The sequence below is a fragment of the Solirubrobacter ginsenosidimutans genome (assembly GCF_027587205.1).
The window spans coordinates 14,240-27,210 of the sequence record NZ_JAPDOD010000015.1 but is presented as its reverse complement, the minus strand read 5'-3'; the positions used below and the strand labels follow the sequence as shown (position 1 = coordinate 27,210).

At 70.5% G+C, this 12,971-nt stretch carries 14 protein-coding genes; 4 read left to right on the top strand and 10 right to left on the bottom strand.

The genetic code is table 11. From position 1 onward, the window contains the following. The first annotated feature begins 1 nt into the window (after position 1). The 3 genes from OM076_RS16535 to OM076_RS16525 all read left to right on the top strand — a co-directional run bounded on the left by OM076_RS16535 (position 2) and on the right by OM076_RS16525 (position 3,804). Complete coding sequence (locus tag OM076_RS16535) at positions 2-1,021, top strand: winged helix DNA-binding domain-containing protein (protein WP_270041126.1); 1,020 nt, start codon at positions 2-4, stop codon at positions 1,019-1,021. A gap of 17 nt (positions 1,022-1,038) precedes the next feature. Further along, complete coding sequence (locus OM076_RS16530) at positions 1,039-1,512, top strand: Crp/Fnr family transcriptional regulator (protein ID WP_270041125.1); 474 nt, start codon at positions 1,039-1,041, stop codon at positions 1,510-1,512. A 63-nt stretch (positions 1,513-1,575) separates the two neighbouring features. Then, complete coding sequence (locus OM076_RS16525) at positions 1,576-3,804, top strand: acetylxylan esterase (RefSeq protein WP_270041124.1); 2,229 nt, start codon at positions 1,576-1,578, stop codon at positions 3,802-3,804. 3 nt (positions 3,805-3,807) lie between these two features. Here OM076_RS16525 and OM076_RS16520 read toward each other — a convergent pair whose 3' ends face one another. Further along, positions 3,808-4,101 (bottom strand): hypothetical protein, encoded by a 294-nt coding sequence (locus OM076_RS16520; RefSeq protein ID WP_270041123.1) that lies wholly within the window; start codon positions 4,099-4,101, stop codon positions 3,808-3,810. 86 nt (positions 4,102-4,187) lie between these two features. On the opposite strand from OM076_RS16520, the gene OM076_RS16515 reads away from it, so the two are divergent. Beyond that, complete coding sequence (locus tag OM076_RS16515) at positions 4,188-4,772, top strand: SLATT domain-containing protein (protein ID WP_270041122.1); 585 nt, start codon at positions 4,188-4,190, stop codon at positions 4,770-4,772. On the opposite strand, the gene OM076_RS16510 is transcribed toward OM076_RS16515, so the two are convergent. From OM076_RS16510 to kaiC, 9 genes are all read right to left on the bottom strand, one after another. Continuing rightward, the gene (locus OM076_RS16510; RefSeq protein ID WP_270041295.1) at positions 4,769-5,932 is read right to left on the bottom strand and encodes an RNA polymerase sigma factor; all 1,164 of its coding nucleotides are present in this window, start codon (positions 5,930-5,932) and stop codon (positions 4,769-4,771) included. The genes OM076_RS16515 and OM076_RS16510 overlap by 4 nt on opposite strands. 2 nt (positions 5,933-5,934) lie before the next feature. Further along, positions 5,935-6,294 (bottom strand): YciI family protein, encoded by a 360-nt coding sequence (locus OM076_RS16505; protein ID WP_270041121.1) that lies wholly within the window; start codon positions 6,292-6,294, stop codon positions 5,935-5,937. Positions 6,295-6,361: 67 nt separating this feature from the next. Continuing rightward, on the bottom strand, positions 6,362-7,528 hold the full coding sequence (locus OM076_RS16500; protein WP_270041119.1) for a signal peptidase I: 1,167 nt from the start codon (positions 7,526-7,528) through the stop codon (positions 6,362-6,364). Between the two features lie 67 nt (positions 7,529-7,595). Beyond that, entirely contained in the window at positions 7,596-8,240 is a 645-nt protein-coding gene (locus tag OM076_RS16495; protein ID WP_270041116.1) for a hypothetical protein, read from the bottom strand. A 150-nt stretch (positions 8,241-8,390) separates the two neighbouring features. Next, positions 8,391-8,753 (bottom strand): thioesterase family protein, encoded by a 363-nt coding sequence (locus tag OM076_RS16490; RefSeq protein WP_270041114.1) that lies wholly within the window; start codon positions 8,751-8,753, stop codon positions 8,391-8,393. A 17-nt stretch (positions 8,754-8,770) separates the two neighbouring features. Beyond that, positions 8,771-10,447: a hybrid sensor histidine kinase/response regulator gene (locus tag OM076_RS16485; RefSeq protein WP_270041113.1), complete on the bottom strand. Its 1,677-nt coding sequence runs from the start codon at positions 10,445-10,447 to the stop codon at positions 8,771-8,773. 49 nt (positions 10,448-10,496) lie between these two features. Next, positions 10,497-10,799 carry a circadian clock KaiB family protein gene (locus OM076_RS16480; RefSeq protein ID WP_270041112.1) on the bottom strand — a complete coding sequence of 101 codons (303 nt, stop codon included), beginning with the start codon at positions 10,797-10,799 and terminating at the stop codon, positions 10,497-10,499. After that, positions 10,796-11,119 (bottom strand): circadian clock KaiB family protein, encoded by a 324-nt coding sequence (locus OM076_RS16475; RefSeq protein WP_270041110.1) that lies wholly within the window; start codon positions 11,117-11,119, stop codon positions 10,796-10,798. Before OM076_RS16475 ends, OM076_RS16480 begins: the two co-directional genes overlap by 4 nt. Further along, a complete protein-coding gene (gene kaiC, locus OM076_RS16470; protein WP_270041109.1) occupies positions 11,116-12,891 on the bottom strand; it encodes a circadian clock protein KaiC in 1,776 nt (591 codons plus the stop codon). The genes OM076_RS16475 and kaiC overlap by 4 nt, the downstream gene beginning before the upstream one ends. Positions 12,892-12,971 lie beyond the last annotated feature (80 nt).

Here is a 12,971-nt window from a genome sequence, read left to right as displayed (position 1 = left end):
GATGCCCCCCACGCTGAAAGCCCGCGAGCTCAATCGCGCCCTGCTCGCGCGCCAGGGGCTGCTCGAGCGCACCGAGCGCTCGATCCCCGAGATGCTCGACGCGATGGGCACGCTGCAGGCGCAATATGCGCCGTCGATGTACGTCGGGCTGTGGTCGCGCCTCGCCGGCTTCGAGCGGGACTCGCTGACGCGGGCGCTCCAGGAGCGCGAGGTGGTCCAGGCCACGCTCATGCGGGTGACGATCCATCTGTGCTCGCGCGCGGACTACTGGCCGCTGACCCTCCCGGTCCGCGCCGCCCGCCGCACGTGGTGGTCGCGCGCGACCAAGGGGCCGAGCGACGTTGAGATGGAGGCGGCGGCGGAGACGCTGCGCGCCGCGTTGCGGGAAGGCCCGCTGCGCAAGAAAGCGATCGACGAGCTGCTGGGCAAGCCGGTCGCGCATGGGATCGGGCTGTGGGTGGACATGGTGCGGGTGCCGCCGTCGGGCACGTGGGAGCGCCGCCGCGCGGACCTCTACGGGCTTGCTGAGGAGTGGGTCCCGAGGCCGCCGATCGATCCCGAGGCAGCGCTCGACCACCTCGTCACGCGGTACCTGACCGGGTTCGGGCCAGCGGCGAAGGCGGAGATCGCCAACTGGGCCGGGATGACCGCGAAGGACGTCGAGCCGGCGCTGGGGCGCTTGGAGCTCCGCCGCTTCGCGGCCGAGGACGGCACCGAGCTGCTCGACCTGCCGGACCTCCCGCTCCCGGACGCCGACACGTCCGCCCCGGTGCGCTTCCTCGGCACGTGGGACGCCTGCCTGCTCGTCCATGCGCGGCGCGCGCTGATCCTGCCCGAGGCCCACCGGCCGCGGATCTTCAACACCAAGATGCCGCAGTCGGTCGGGACGTTCCTGGTCGACGGCGCGGTGGCGGGCGCGTGGCGGCCGGACGGGACGATCGAGCCGTTTGCGGACTTGAGCGCGAAGCACCGCAAGCAGGTCGAGGCCGAGGCCGCGCGCTTGGCCGCATTCTCCGCCTGACCCTGTACGTTGGGGCCGTGCACGCCGGTCCCTTCATCGTCTTCGCCGAGGAAGCCCACGAGAACTCGGCCGACCTGCTGTTCCTGCCCGAGGCGACCGCGTCCGACTGGGCGGCGATCTTCTCCCACGCCGAGGTCCGCCAGATCGGCGCCGGCTTGGCGCTCGTGCAGGCGGGTGAGCTGGATCGCGCGCTCTACCTGCTGACCGAGGGCACCGTCGGTGTGCGGTTGCCGCGCGACGAAGGGGCCTTCAAGACGATCGACGCGCCGTCGGTGCTCGGCGAGCTCGCGTTCTTCGACGCCAAGCCGCGTTCGGCGACGCTTGATGCGGTCACGGACGTCGAAGTGGTGCGGCTCGACACCGCGGGGTTCGACCGGCTGCTCGAGCACGAGCCCGCGCTGGCCAACGCGATGCTGCGCGACCTCGCGCGGATCCTCGCCCTGCGTCTGCGGATCGCGTCCGAGGTGATCGCAGACCTACGCGGGGGTTGAGTTGTTTCCCTCCTGTTGACGTGCTGTCATTGGCGGCGGGTTCACGGAGGAGGAGGGTCTCAAATGCGCAGGAAGCTGTCCGCGGTCGCGGTCATCGCCGCCGGGCTGATCGCGACGCCGTCGGCGGACGCCGCGATCTCGCAGGTCTTCACGAAGACCACCACGCCGCTCAACTGCACCGTCCAGGCGAACGGGCAGCGGTTCTGTAGCGGCTCGATCCTGTCCTGGGACGGGATCCCGCTCGACGTCAACGTCGGGTTCCCGCCGGAGGCGGCGCCGGACGGCGCGTGGCCGGTGATCGGGATCTACCACGGGTGGGGCGGGTCGAAGCTCGCGCTGAACGGCACCGACGCCCAGCGCGCCCTCACCCGCGGGTACGCCGTGTTCACGATGACCGACCGCGGCTGGGGCGCCTCCTGCGGCGCGGCGATGCGCACCGACGCGCGCTGCGTCGGCAAGGGCTACATCCACCTCATGCACAACGGCTACGAGGTGCGTGACGCGCAGTACGCGCTCGGCCAGCTCGCCGACGACGGCGTCGTCGATCCGGCGAAGATCGGCGCCACCGGCGGGTCCTACGGCGGCGGCATGTCGATCGCGCTCGGCGCGCTGCGCAACCGCACGCAGCTGCCCAACGGCACGCTCGTGCCCTGGACGAGCCCGCTCGGCAAGCCGATGACGATCGCCGCGACGGTGCCGGAGTACACGTGGAGCGACATCGCCTACGCGCTGACGCCCAACGGCAGCAACCTCGACTACGTCGCCAACGCGTCCTACCTGAGCGGCGGCCATCGCGTCGGCGTGCAGAAGCAGAGCTGGAACACCACGCTCTACCTCGGTGGCGCGCTGGCCGGCTTCTACGCACCGGTCGGCACGGATTCCAGCGCCGACATCACGGGCTGGAAGAACCTGACCGACACCGGTGGGCCGTTCGACGGCGTCTCCGCCGCGGCGGACATGGTGAGCGAACTGACCGCGAACCACTCGGCCTTCTCCATCGACGACAGCGTCGCTCCCGCGCCCGCATTGCTGGCGAACGGCTGGAACGACGACCTCTTCCCGGTCGACGAGTCGCTGCGCTACTACAACAAGGTCCGCGCGAAGTACCCGAACGCGCCGATCTCGATGTTCCACCTCGACTTCGGCCACAGCCCGCGCGCCGGCGCGATCTCCGCGGCCGACCGTGCCGCGCTCACGGTCGCCGAGAACGCGTGGCTGGACTACTACGTGCGCGGCGTCGGGTCCGAGCCCGCGGATGCGCGCGGCGGCGTCGACATCCTCACCTCCAAGTGCCCGGTCAGCGGGGCGGGCACGCGCTACCACGCCGCGTCCTGGGCGTTGCTCGCGCCGGGGGAGATCCGGCTCGACGGTGGCGCGGCGCAGACGATCGTCGCACCCGGCACCGCGCCGAGCAACGCGTTCACCTCCGGCGACGTCTGCACGACGACGGCGAGCGCGGACAACGCGAGCGCCGCGACCTACAAGGTCCCGGCGGCGACCACCGCCTACACGCTCGCCGGTTCGCCCACGATCGTGGCCACGTTGGACGTCAAGGGCGCCAACGACATGGTCGCGGCGCGGCTCTACGACGTCGACGGCGCGACCCAGCGGCTGATCGCGCGCGGCGTGCAGCGCCCGGTGGGCGCGGGTGCCGGCCCGACGCAGCAGGTCTTCCAGCTGCACCCGCAGGCCTGGACGGTCCAGCCGGGCCACGTGCTCAAGCTCGAGCTGCTCGCCCAGGACTCGACGTACCTGCGCACGCCCGGTTCGGCGGCGCCGCAGCAGTCGATCGGCGTGTCCGCGCTGCAGCTGCGGCTGCCGGTGGTCGACGCGCCGGGCAGCAACCTCGGCAACGGCGTGACCGTCGCCACGCCGGCGGCGAAGCTCGTGCCGGCGGGTGACAAGCTCGCCCGCGACTACGTGACCGAGGCGGGCGGGAGCGCGGGCGGCACCGTCGGCGCCACGCTCTCACTGACGATGGGCGCGCCGGCGACGTTCGGCGCGTTCACGCCCGGCGTCGACCGCGAGTACACGGCCGCGACCACCGCGAACGTCATCAGCACCGCCGGCGACGCCGCGCTGACCGTGAGCGATCCCGGCCATCTGATGAACGGCACGTTCGCGCTGCCAGAGACGCTGCGGGTGGAGATCGCGCCCGCGACCTGGACCGGCCCGGTGTCCAACGCGGCGGTCGCGATCACGTTCCGCCAGCACATCGGCGCCACCGACGCGCTCCGCACCGGCGCTTACACGCGGACGCTGACCTTCACGTTGTCGACGACGAATCCCTAGGAGTCAGTAGCTCAGGGCGGCCGGAGCCGAACGGCTCTGGTCGTCCTTGTCGCACAGCCCGTGACGGTGACCCCACCGCTGGCCCTGCTTCGCGACGTGCCCAGACTTCTGGACCGTCGGTGCCTGAGCGGTGCTGGTCAGCGCCGATGCGCCTGCCGCCAGCGAGCCCGTCAACGAGAGCGCCGCCGTCAGCGCCAGCACGGCGGGGCCGACCCGCCACCGGCGCCGCGGCGCGACTCGCTCCGCGGGCTCCTCCACGATCCGGGTGTCGACATCGTCGAACCGGTTCGGTTCCATGCAGCGGATCGTATCGCGCTTCGTGCCGATCCGCACGTTTGTATGAGAACTTGGTTACAGCGGCGAAGCGCGTCAGACTGCCGCTCGTGTCAGGCGACATCGCACGCTCCGATCTTCCTGAGCTCGACTGGGGGGCCGCCGAACGGGCTGCGTCGCTGTCGAAGGTCTACGTCCACGCTCAGGGCCTCGCCGTCGCGAGTGAGCGCTGGTACGCGGCGAATCGTCCACCGAAGCGCGTGGCCGGGCGGGTGTTGCGGGTGTTGGCGCTGCTGCTCGGGACGGCTGCGGCGTTGCTGCCGATCCTGTCGGAGATCTTCACAACCGGCGACAAGCCGGCGTTCGCGCCCGGTTGGGCGTCCGTCGCCCTCGTGATCGCCGCGGCGTTGATCGCGGTCGATCGCTATCTCGGGGCGTCGAACGCCTGGATGCGGTACATGACCGCGGAGACCCAGATCGCCAACCTGCGCCAGGAGTTCGAGTACGCGTGGAACATCGAGCGCACGCGCACGGCGAGCCCGCCGACCGACGCGGAGGTCGCGGTGCTGCTCGGGCTGGCGCGCAAGCTCGTGGCCGACGTCAATGACGTCGTCGCCGCCGAGACCGGGACCTGGATCTCCGACTTCCGGGGCAGCCTCCAGAGCACGGAGCAAGGGCTCCACCCCCCGAGCTAGAGCTCGGCGAGCTTTCGCTCCAGCAGGCGGCGTTCGGCGCCGTCGTGGACGAGCGTGAGCGCGCGTCGGTAGGCGTCGCGGGCGTCGGCCGTCCGGCCGAGGCGGTGCAGCAGCTCGGCGCGCGTGGAGTGCAGGTAGCGGTAGTCGTCGAGGTCGAGCGCGTCGACGAGCGCGAGGCCGTGCTCGGGGCCTTCGGCCTCCGCGACCGCGACGGCGCGGCTCAGCTCGACCACCGGCGAGTCGGTGAGCCGGGCCAGCTCGCCGTAGAGCGCGGCGATCTCGCTCCAGTCCGGCTCGTCGTCGGCATGCAGCGCGGCGATGGCGGCCTGGAGGACGTACGGACCGCGGCCGCGCAGGGCGAGCGCGCGGTCCAGCCGGGCCTTGCCCTCGGCGATCAGCGTCGCGTTCCAGCGCGAGCGGTCCTGGTCGGCGAGCAGCACGAGCTCACCGTCGGCGTCGAAGCGGGCGCCACGGCGCGAGTCGTGCAGCAGCATCATGGCCAGCAGCGCGTGGACCTCGGGCTCGTCGGGCATCAGCTCGGCGAGCGCGCGGCCGAGCCGGATCGCCTCCGCCGCGAGGTCGTTGCGGCCGCTGTAGCCCTCGTTGAAGATCAGGTAGACGACGGCCAGCACGGCGTTCAGGCGGTCCGGCAGGAGATGATCCGGCGGCACGCGGAACGGGATGCCGGCGGCCTTGATCTTCTTCTTGGCGCGGACGAGTCGCTGGGCCATCGTGGGCTCGGGGACGAGAAAGGCGCGGGCGATCTCGGGGGTCGTGAGCCCGCCGAGCGTGCGCAGCGTGAGTGCGACCTGCGCGTCGGTGGCGAGCGCGGGGTGGCAGCACGTGAAGATCAGCTCGAGCCGTTCGTCTTGGAAGGTGGTCTCGTCCATCTCGTCCTCCACGCCCTCGGGCGGCAGCTCGAGCAGGCGGGTCTTGACCGCGAGCGTCTGGTCGCGGCGGATGCGGTCGATCGCGCGGCGCTTGGCGGTCGTGATGATCCAGACGGCCGGCGCGGACGGAACGCCCTCCTTCGGCCAGCGCTCGGCCGCCACCGCGAACGCCTCCTGGGCGGCTTCCTCGGCGAGGTCGAAATCGCCGAGGAAGCCGATCAGCGCGGCGAGGATCTGCCCCCGCTGCTCCCTGAAGACGCGATCGAGGATCGCTACCACTCCTGGATCGGGCGGATCTCGATCCCGCCGCCCATGCTCGCCGCGGGCACCTTGGCCGCGACCGCGATCGCGGCGTCGAGGTCCTCGCCGTCGAAGATGAAGTAGCCGCCGAGCGCCTCCTTGAGCTCCACGAACGGCCCATCCGTCGTCAGCGTCTTGCCGTCCTGTACCCGGACCGTGGTCGCGGTCTCCGGCGACTGCAGCCCGTGGCCCGTGGTCACGCCGGGCGTCTCGTTGAGCTGCTGGTACGCGGCGAACACCGCGCCCTGCTCCTCCTTGGAGAGCTTCCCCCACGCCTCCGGGTCCTGCGGCGTCGGGGTCGTGCCCTGGTGGATCAGCATCATGTACTTCATGGCGGTGCCTCCTTCGTCTTGCCGGATGATCGCGGTTAAGACGAACGGGCCCCGCCCCGATCGACACCTACGTGGCGAAAACCTTCGCGGCCGCCGCACCTGATGGAGGTGCATCCCATGGGAGCGGAGGTGGCGCCGGTTTGAGCGCGCCCAACAGGTCTGGCGTCGGAGTGAACTGGGATGCGGCGACGAAGCGGCGGGCGAAGGGATCGGGCGTGGGCACGGGCGGGGCGGGCGCGATCGGCGGCGGGGGAGGCGGCACCTGCCCCGCGGCGGCGAACGCCTCGGCGATGGCGCGCTCGATCTGCGCCGGCAACTGCAGCAGGCGGACGTTGAACGCGGCGGTGACGAGCCGGAGCTCGTGCTTGGCCTCCGCGACCTCGAGGTCACGCGCCTCGCGGGTTCGCGCCAGCTCCGCGGCGAGCGCCTCCGTCTCGCGCTCGCGCGCTTCCTGGGTGCGTCGCAACTCGGCGGCGAGCGTCGCCAGTTCGCGGTCGGCTGCCTCGCGCGTGCGCGCCAGTTCCTCCGTCTCACGCTCGCGCGCCGCGCGGGTCCGCGCAAGCTCCTCGGCCTCGCGCCCGCGAGCCTCTCGCGCACGCTCCAGCTCGTCCGTGATCGCCTCGAGCGCGGACTGCAGGGTCTCGCGTTCGTCCATGTCGCGGCGCTGGGCGTCGCGGTAGCGGTCGAGCAGCGGCAGGCCGAGCAGCAGTGCGCCGCCCGCCGCGAGCCAGAGTAGGCCGAGCGTGCTGCCGAGGAAGGCGACGATGCGGCCGGCGGCCGGGACGGTCGCGAAGACCCGCGTCGTCACCGCCGTGCTCGGGACGGAGAACGGATCGGGGGTCCGGTGGGCGTCGCCCTTGGTCGTGATCGCGCCGTCGCGCGCGATCACGACGATGCGGTGGATGACCACGGGCGGGTAGCCGAAGCGGGTGCGCGCCTCGTCCGGGACCGAGACGGAGACGATGTCGCCGACACGCGCCGGCCGATCCAGGCGCTTGAGCAGGACGACGTCACCGGTGTCGATCGTCGGCGCCATGCTGCCCGACATCACCGTCGCCAGCGGCGGCCACGTGTGCAGGAACGCGAGTCCGAGCACGACCGCCGTGAGCAGCGCGCCGATCAACACGCGCCCCCAGCGCACCGGCCGTCGCCGCACGACGGCGGCGCGACGCCCAGCGGTCCGCACGCCGGCGAGCCGGATGGCGGGATCTGCGAGGAGGACGGTCGGCGGCATGGCTGGAGGGAGGGGTACGGCGGTCAATCAGCCGGGGCAGGCACACGCCCGCCCCGGCCGGAGCGTCCTACGACGCGCGGTCGACGGTGGTGATGAACGTCGGGAACGCCGTCGGCGGCGTGTCCTGGGCGGCGCGCAGGAACGTCCCGGCGGCGTCGTCGCCCGTGCTCGCGGCGAGCCCGAGGCAGTAGACCGCGTCACCCGGGACGGCGTTCCAGTAGACGCCCGCGTCCTCGTCGTCGAAGTTGAGGACCTTCGCGTGCTGGGCGCCGTCGAAGGCCGACGCGGTGCAGCTGCCGGACGCGGCGACGTCGACGCGCTCGAGCTTGAGCTGCATCGAGGCCCAGCCGCTCATGTCCGACGTGTTGGCCAGCAGGACCGCGAGGTTGTAGCTCTTGCCCGCGAACGCGAACCCGCTGAGGTCGACCTTGAACATCGTCGTGTCAGCAGCGATCGAGCCCCAGCGACCTTGCCAGTCGAACGCGAGCGGCGTGACCGCGGACGTCGTGGACGCGAGCGCGGACGTCGCGGTCGAGGGCGCGGTCTTCGTCAGCGCCGGCGAGATGGCGGTGGTGCCGTTGGCGCCGGAGCCCGACGCGAAGCCGGTCGCCCAGACGGCGCCGGTCGCGAGTCCGACCGCACCGAAGGCGAGCCACGCGGTCAGACGGCGACGATGGGCCTTACGAGCGGGAGATGCGGGGATGCTGGACACGGCTGGTTTGCCTTTCGTGGCAAGAGCCACTTTCGGTCGGGAGCAGTGACCCGACTTATCGGCAAATAGCGGGAAAACCTTCAGGCTGACAACAGGACCCGCGGCATCGACGTCGACACGCGCGCGTATCGGCAGATCGCGCCCAGGACTTCAGCCGGTAACGGGGATGACGCGCCGCTCGTGCGTGCCGACCCCGATCGTGCGCTCGCCTTCCTTGACCTCGACGTCGAAGCGCAGCTTGCGCTCCTCGATCACCTCGCGCAGATGCGCGGTCACGGTGCACAGGGCGCCCTCGAGCGCCCCGCCCACGTGCTTGATGCAGACCTCGAAGCCGACCGTGGCGTGGCCGGGCGGCAGCTCGTCACGGACGAGGCTCGTCGCCGCCCACTCCATCATCCCGATCATGCCCGGCGTCGAGAGGACGGGCAGCGGCAACGTCCCGTCCACGTCGGTCAGCAGGTCGCCTTCAACGCGGAACTCGTCAGTGCGTTCAATGCCCTCCGTAAGACCCATGGCGGGAGGCTACAGCTCTATCCGGGCACCTGGGCCGTGAGTACTTCGAGCACGGTCGCTCGCAGCTGGCTCAACTGATATGGCTTCTGGAGGAAGGCCGCGACGCCGCGCCCCACGAAGCGCTGGCTGAGTTCCTGCGCGTCGTACCCACTCGTCAGAACGATCGGGGTCGCCGTACCGATGCGTCCGAGTTCCGTTATGACTTCCTCGCCGCTCATTCCGGGCATCATGAGGTCGAGGAGCACGAACGCGAACTCATCCGCGCGCTGCTCGAACAGGTGCAGCGCTTCGGCGCCGTCGGACGCGGACACGACGGTGAGCCCGATCGACTCGAGCATCATCACCGTCATGCGTCGGATCGCGTCGTTGTCCTCGGCGACGAGGACGGTGCCGATCGTATGTCCGATCACGGGCGCGGCGCTGGGTGCGGCCGGGGATGCGGACTTCTTGGACGCAGGGATGATGAGCGTGAACGCCGTGCCCTGACCCGGCGCCGAGCGGACCTTCATCCCGCCGCCGTGCCCGCGAACGATCCCCTGGACCGCGGCGAGGCCGAGTCCTCGCCCCGTGAACTTCGTGGTGAAGAACGGGTCGAAGATCTTCTCCTTGGTTTCGGTGTCCATTCCCGCGCCGGTGTCGGCGACCTCGAAGAACGCGTATTTCCCGGCGGGAAGTTGCCCGGCGAAGTCGTAGTCGGAAAGAAACGCCCGGTCGGCGTCGATCGGGCCGCAGCGGACACTGATGGTCCCGGTCGCGTCCCCGATGGCCTCCGAGGCGTTGGTGATCAGATTCAGGACCACCTGGCGCAACTGGGTCGCGTCGGCTTCGACCATCGGTGTGTCGTGGGCGACTTCGATCGCCACGACGGCCGTCTTCGAGACCGCGGCCTCGATGAGCTCGGCCTGGCCGCTCAAGATTTCGCCGAGGTTGAGGATCTCGACGACGAATTTGCCCTTGCCCGAGTAGGCCAGCATTTGCCGCGCCAGCTCGGCGCATCGGGTCGCGGCGAGCTCGACCTGCGCCAGCGGCCCACGCTCGCGCGCCTCGGGGGCCAGGGTGCTGAGTGCCACGCCGGCGTTTCCGAGGATCACGGTCAGCAGGTTGTTGAAGTCGTGCGCGATGCCGCCCGCGAGCACGCCCAGCGCTTCGAGCTTCTGGGACTCCGCGAGGTCGAGCGCGAACTCCTGCCGAACGTCGGCGATCTGCTTGGCCTGCGCGTGGCTGAGCCGCGCGATCTCCTGCTCCTGGGCCTTCTGGGCGCGCAGGTCGGTGAAGGTCAGGCAGGTGAGCTGGTCGCCGTCGACGTCGAGCGGCGAGGCGCCCACCAGGACGGATACGGCGACACCGTTGTCGTCGAGGAGATCGAGCTCGAGCGTGGCGCCGAGCCCGTCGGGACCTTTGAGCTGTTTCGGCGCGATCGGGAGGCCGCCGGCGAGGAATCGCGCGAGCGAGGATCCCACGATCACCTCGCGCGGGCATGACAGCAGCTGGGCCAAGCGGTGGTTGGCGTACAGGATCAGGCCGCCCGAGGAGAGCGTCGCGGCTCCGTCGCGCATGTTCTCGACGAAGATCCGGTACGGCCGGTCGGCGGTCGACAGCGTGAACACGCGCGGGTCCGACCCGCCATCGGAGACGACGAAGGCGTCGACCTCGCCGGCGCCGATCGCGCGCAGCGCGTCTTCGGCCGCCGTCATCCGACCCGCGGCGCCGGAGCGTGTTGTCTGCGAAGTGGGCAAGGGGCGCCTAGCCGACGGTCGTTGCAGTCGGAAGCTCGAGCGCCTCGAGGACCTTCTCGGTGTCTGAGAGGTCGCCGACGAGCCTCAGCTCTGGCAGCGGCAGGTTCCTGATCAGCGTGGGCGCCGCGATCACCTGGCTGCTCACGACGGCTGCGGGGTTCTCGTGCACGTCGATGATCGCCAGGTCATAGCGGCCGCGCAGGAGGACGTCACACAATTCGGTGGCGTCGGCGATCGCGCGCGCCGAGAGCTTTGAAGCGCCGCTGACGTAGAGGGTCAAGGCGCCGCACGGCGGTTGGGGTGCGGTCATAGCGGCGCCTCGGGCCGCAGGTGGAGTCCGATCAGGACGCGTTCTGTGTTTGAGAGGTCGCCGATGATCCTGCGTAGCGGTATCGGGAGGCGGCGGACGAGCGTCGGGATCGCGACGATGTCGTCGATGCGCGCCAGCGCCGGCTGCTCGATCAGGTCGATGATCTCGATCTCATGGCACCCGGGCAGATGCTCTTCGCAGAGCGTCTTGAGGTTCGCGAACGCCCGCAGCGACTTGGGTGACTGACCGGCGACATACAAGCGCAGGCACCAGAGCTCGCGGTCCGCGATGACGCCGAGCTCGGAATCGATCTCGCTCATGACACACCGGCGACGATGTCGCTCGGGCGGTCGAAGAGCCCCGGCAGGGCAGCGTCGGCGCGACGGAGCCGGCCCTGCGCGGCGCGCTGGCCGGCGCGATCGTCAGCGCCCGTCGAGCCGTGGATGATCAGGCGCTCCACGCCCGCGGCTTCGTCCTCGAATTCGCGCCACAACATTCCGGTCTGCGCTTCGACGAACTTGCGCCGGCGTTCGAGGTTGAGCTTGCGCTGCTCGAGGTCCTCCGACCGCGCGGTTGACTCCGCGGTCTCCTGGGCCTCCTGGGCCTGGCGGGCTGAGCCGGTGAGCACCCCCTGCGGGCCGACGTAGACGTCGGCGAGCTCGATCCCGTGGCTCGTGAGCATGAACTCGCGGATCTGGTTGGAGTTCGCCACCCCGCGCGACTTGAGCACGTACAGGACCCGGTTGAGCTCGCCGTTGCCCTCCATCGTCTTGACCCGCAGCCACGTGTCGACGAGCGACGCGATCTGCTGGTCCGCCTGGGCCGTGGCCACCTCGGGGTTGAGGCTGGTGAAGAGCGCCGTGACGCCCCTGGACTTCAAGAAGTCGACCTGACGCGTCAGCATCGAGGACACGTCCGCTCCGGTCCCTACACGCACGAGGTCTGAGATCGGGTCCTTGACGATCACGGCAGGGTCGAACTCGCGGACGTACTTCTGCATCGCGAACAGATGCGCCTCGAGGCCGAGGAGCGTCGGACGGAAGCAATGGAACCGCAGCAGGCCGGCGTCCACCCAGCGTCGCAAGTCCATCCCGACCGAGGCCATGTTGCGGATGATCTCCGCCTCTGACTCCTCGAACGCGAAATACATCGTCCGCTCGCCACGGCTGCACGCGGCGTCGCAGAACTGTGCCGCCAGCGTCGACTTGCCGGTGCCCGCGGTACCGCTGACGAGCACCGTGCTGCCCTTGTAGAAACCGCCCTCGCCGAGCATCGCGTCAAGCCGCGGCACGCCGGTCGACACCCGCTCGGTACAGACGCCGTGTTGCAAGCCGTGCGCGGTGATCGGCAGGACCGACATGCCCGACTCACCGATCAGGAACGGGTACTCGTTGGTCCCATGCAGCGAGCCGCGGTACTTCAGGATGCGCAGCCGCCGCGTCGAGGCCTGCTCGGACACGCGGTGATCGAGCACGATCACGCAGTCTGAGACGTACTCCTCGATGCCGTAGCGCGTCAGCGTCCCGTCGCCGCGCTCGGCGGTGATCACCGCCGTCACGCCGCGGTCCTTGAGCCAACCGAACAGCCGGCGCAACTCGGAGCGAAGCACGGCCGTGTTCGAGAACGCGCCGAACATCGTCTCGATCGTGTCGATCACCACCCGCTTGGCACCGACCGCATCGATCGCCGCCCCGAGGCGCACGAACAGCCCCTCCAGGTCCCACTCCCCCGCATCCTCGATCTCTCCACCGGCGATCGCGACGTGGTCGATCACCATCCGGCCGTCGGCCTCGAATTTCGCGAGGTCAAAACCCATCGACGCCACGTTGGCGATCAGATCTTCGGCCGTCTCCTCGAACGCGACGAACACCCCCGGCTCGTCGAACTCCGTGATCCCGCGCACCAGGAACTCCATCGCCAGCAGCGTCTTGCCACACCCCGCAGGGCCGCAGACCAGCGTCGGACGCCCCCGCGGCAGCCCGCCGCCCGTCACCTCGTCCAAGCCGCTGATGCCCGTAGGCGTCTTCGGAAGCACTCCCAATCGACCGTCCGGCCCTGTGGCCATCCCGGCCTTGATCGCCTCGGCGAGCATCGCGTGCTCCTTCCTCGGGAGGCGTCGAGCCGGTTAACGCGGGCAACGACTGTGTCGTCCACGCGCTCAAACCAAGCGTC

Excerpts from the sequence above, each read along its gene's own strand:
- OM076_RS16535 (WP_270041126.1), top strand. The coding sequence starts at position 2 with ATGCCCCCCACGCTGAAAGCCCGCGAGCTCAATCGCGCCCTGCTCGCG.
- OM076_RS16525 (WP_270041124.1), top strand. The coding sequence starts at position 1,576 with ATGCGCAGGAAGCTGTCCGCGGTCGCGGTCATCGCCGCCGGGCTGATC.
- OM076_RS16520 (WP_270041123.1), bottom strand. The coding sequence starts at position 4,101 with ATGGAACCGAACCGGTTCGACGATGTCGACACCCGGATCGTGGAGGAG.
- OM076_RS16505 (WP_270041121.1), bottom strand. The coding sequence starts at position 6,294 with ATGAAGTACATGATGCTGATCCACCAGGGCACGACCCCGACGCCGCAG.
- OM076_RS16500 (WP_270041119.1), bottom strand. The coding sequence starts at position 7,528 with ATGCCGCCGACCGTCCTCCTCGCAGATCCCGCCATCCGGCTCGCCGGC.
- OM076_RS16490 (WP_270041114.1), bottom strand. The coding sequence starts at position 8,753 with ATGGGTCTTACGGAGGGCATTGAACGCACTGACGAGTTCCGCGTTGAA.
- OM076_RS16485 (WP_270041113.1), bottom strand. The coding sequence starts at position 10,447 with ATGACGGCGGCCGAAGACGCGCTGCGCGCGATCGGCGCCGGCGAGGTC.
- OM076_RS16480 (WP_270041112.1), bottom strand. The coding sequence starts at position 10,799 with ATGACCGCACCCCAACCGCCGTGCGGCGCCTTGACCCTCTACGTCAGC.
- OM076_RS16475 (WP_270041110.1), bottom strand. The coding sequence starts at position 11,119 with ATGAGCGAGATCGATTCCGAGCTCGGCGTCATCGCGGACCGCGAGCTC.
- kaiC (WP_270041109.1), bottom strand. The coding sequence starts at position 12,891 with ATGCTCGCCGAGGCGATCAAGGCCGGGATGGCCACAGGGCCGGACGGT.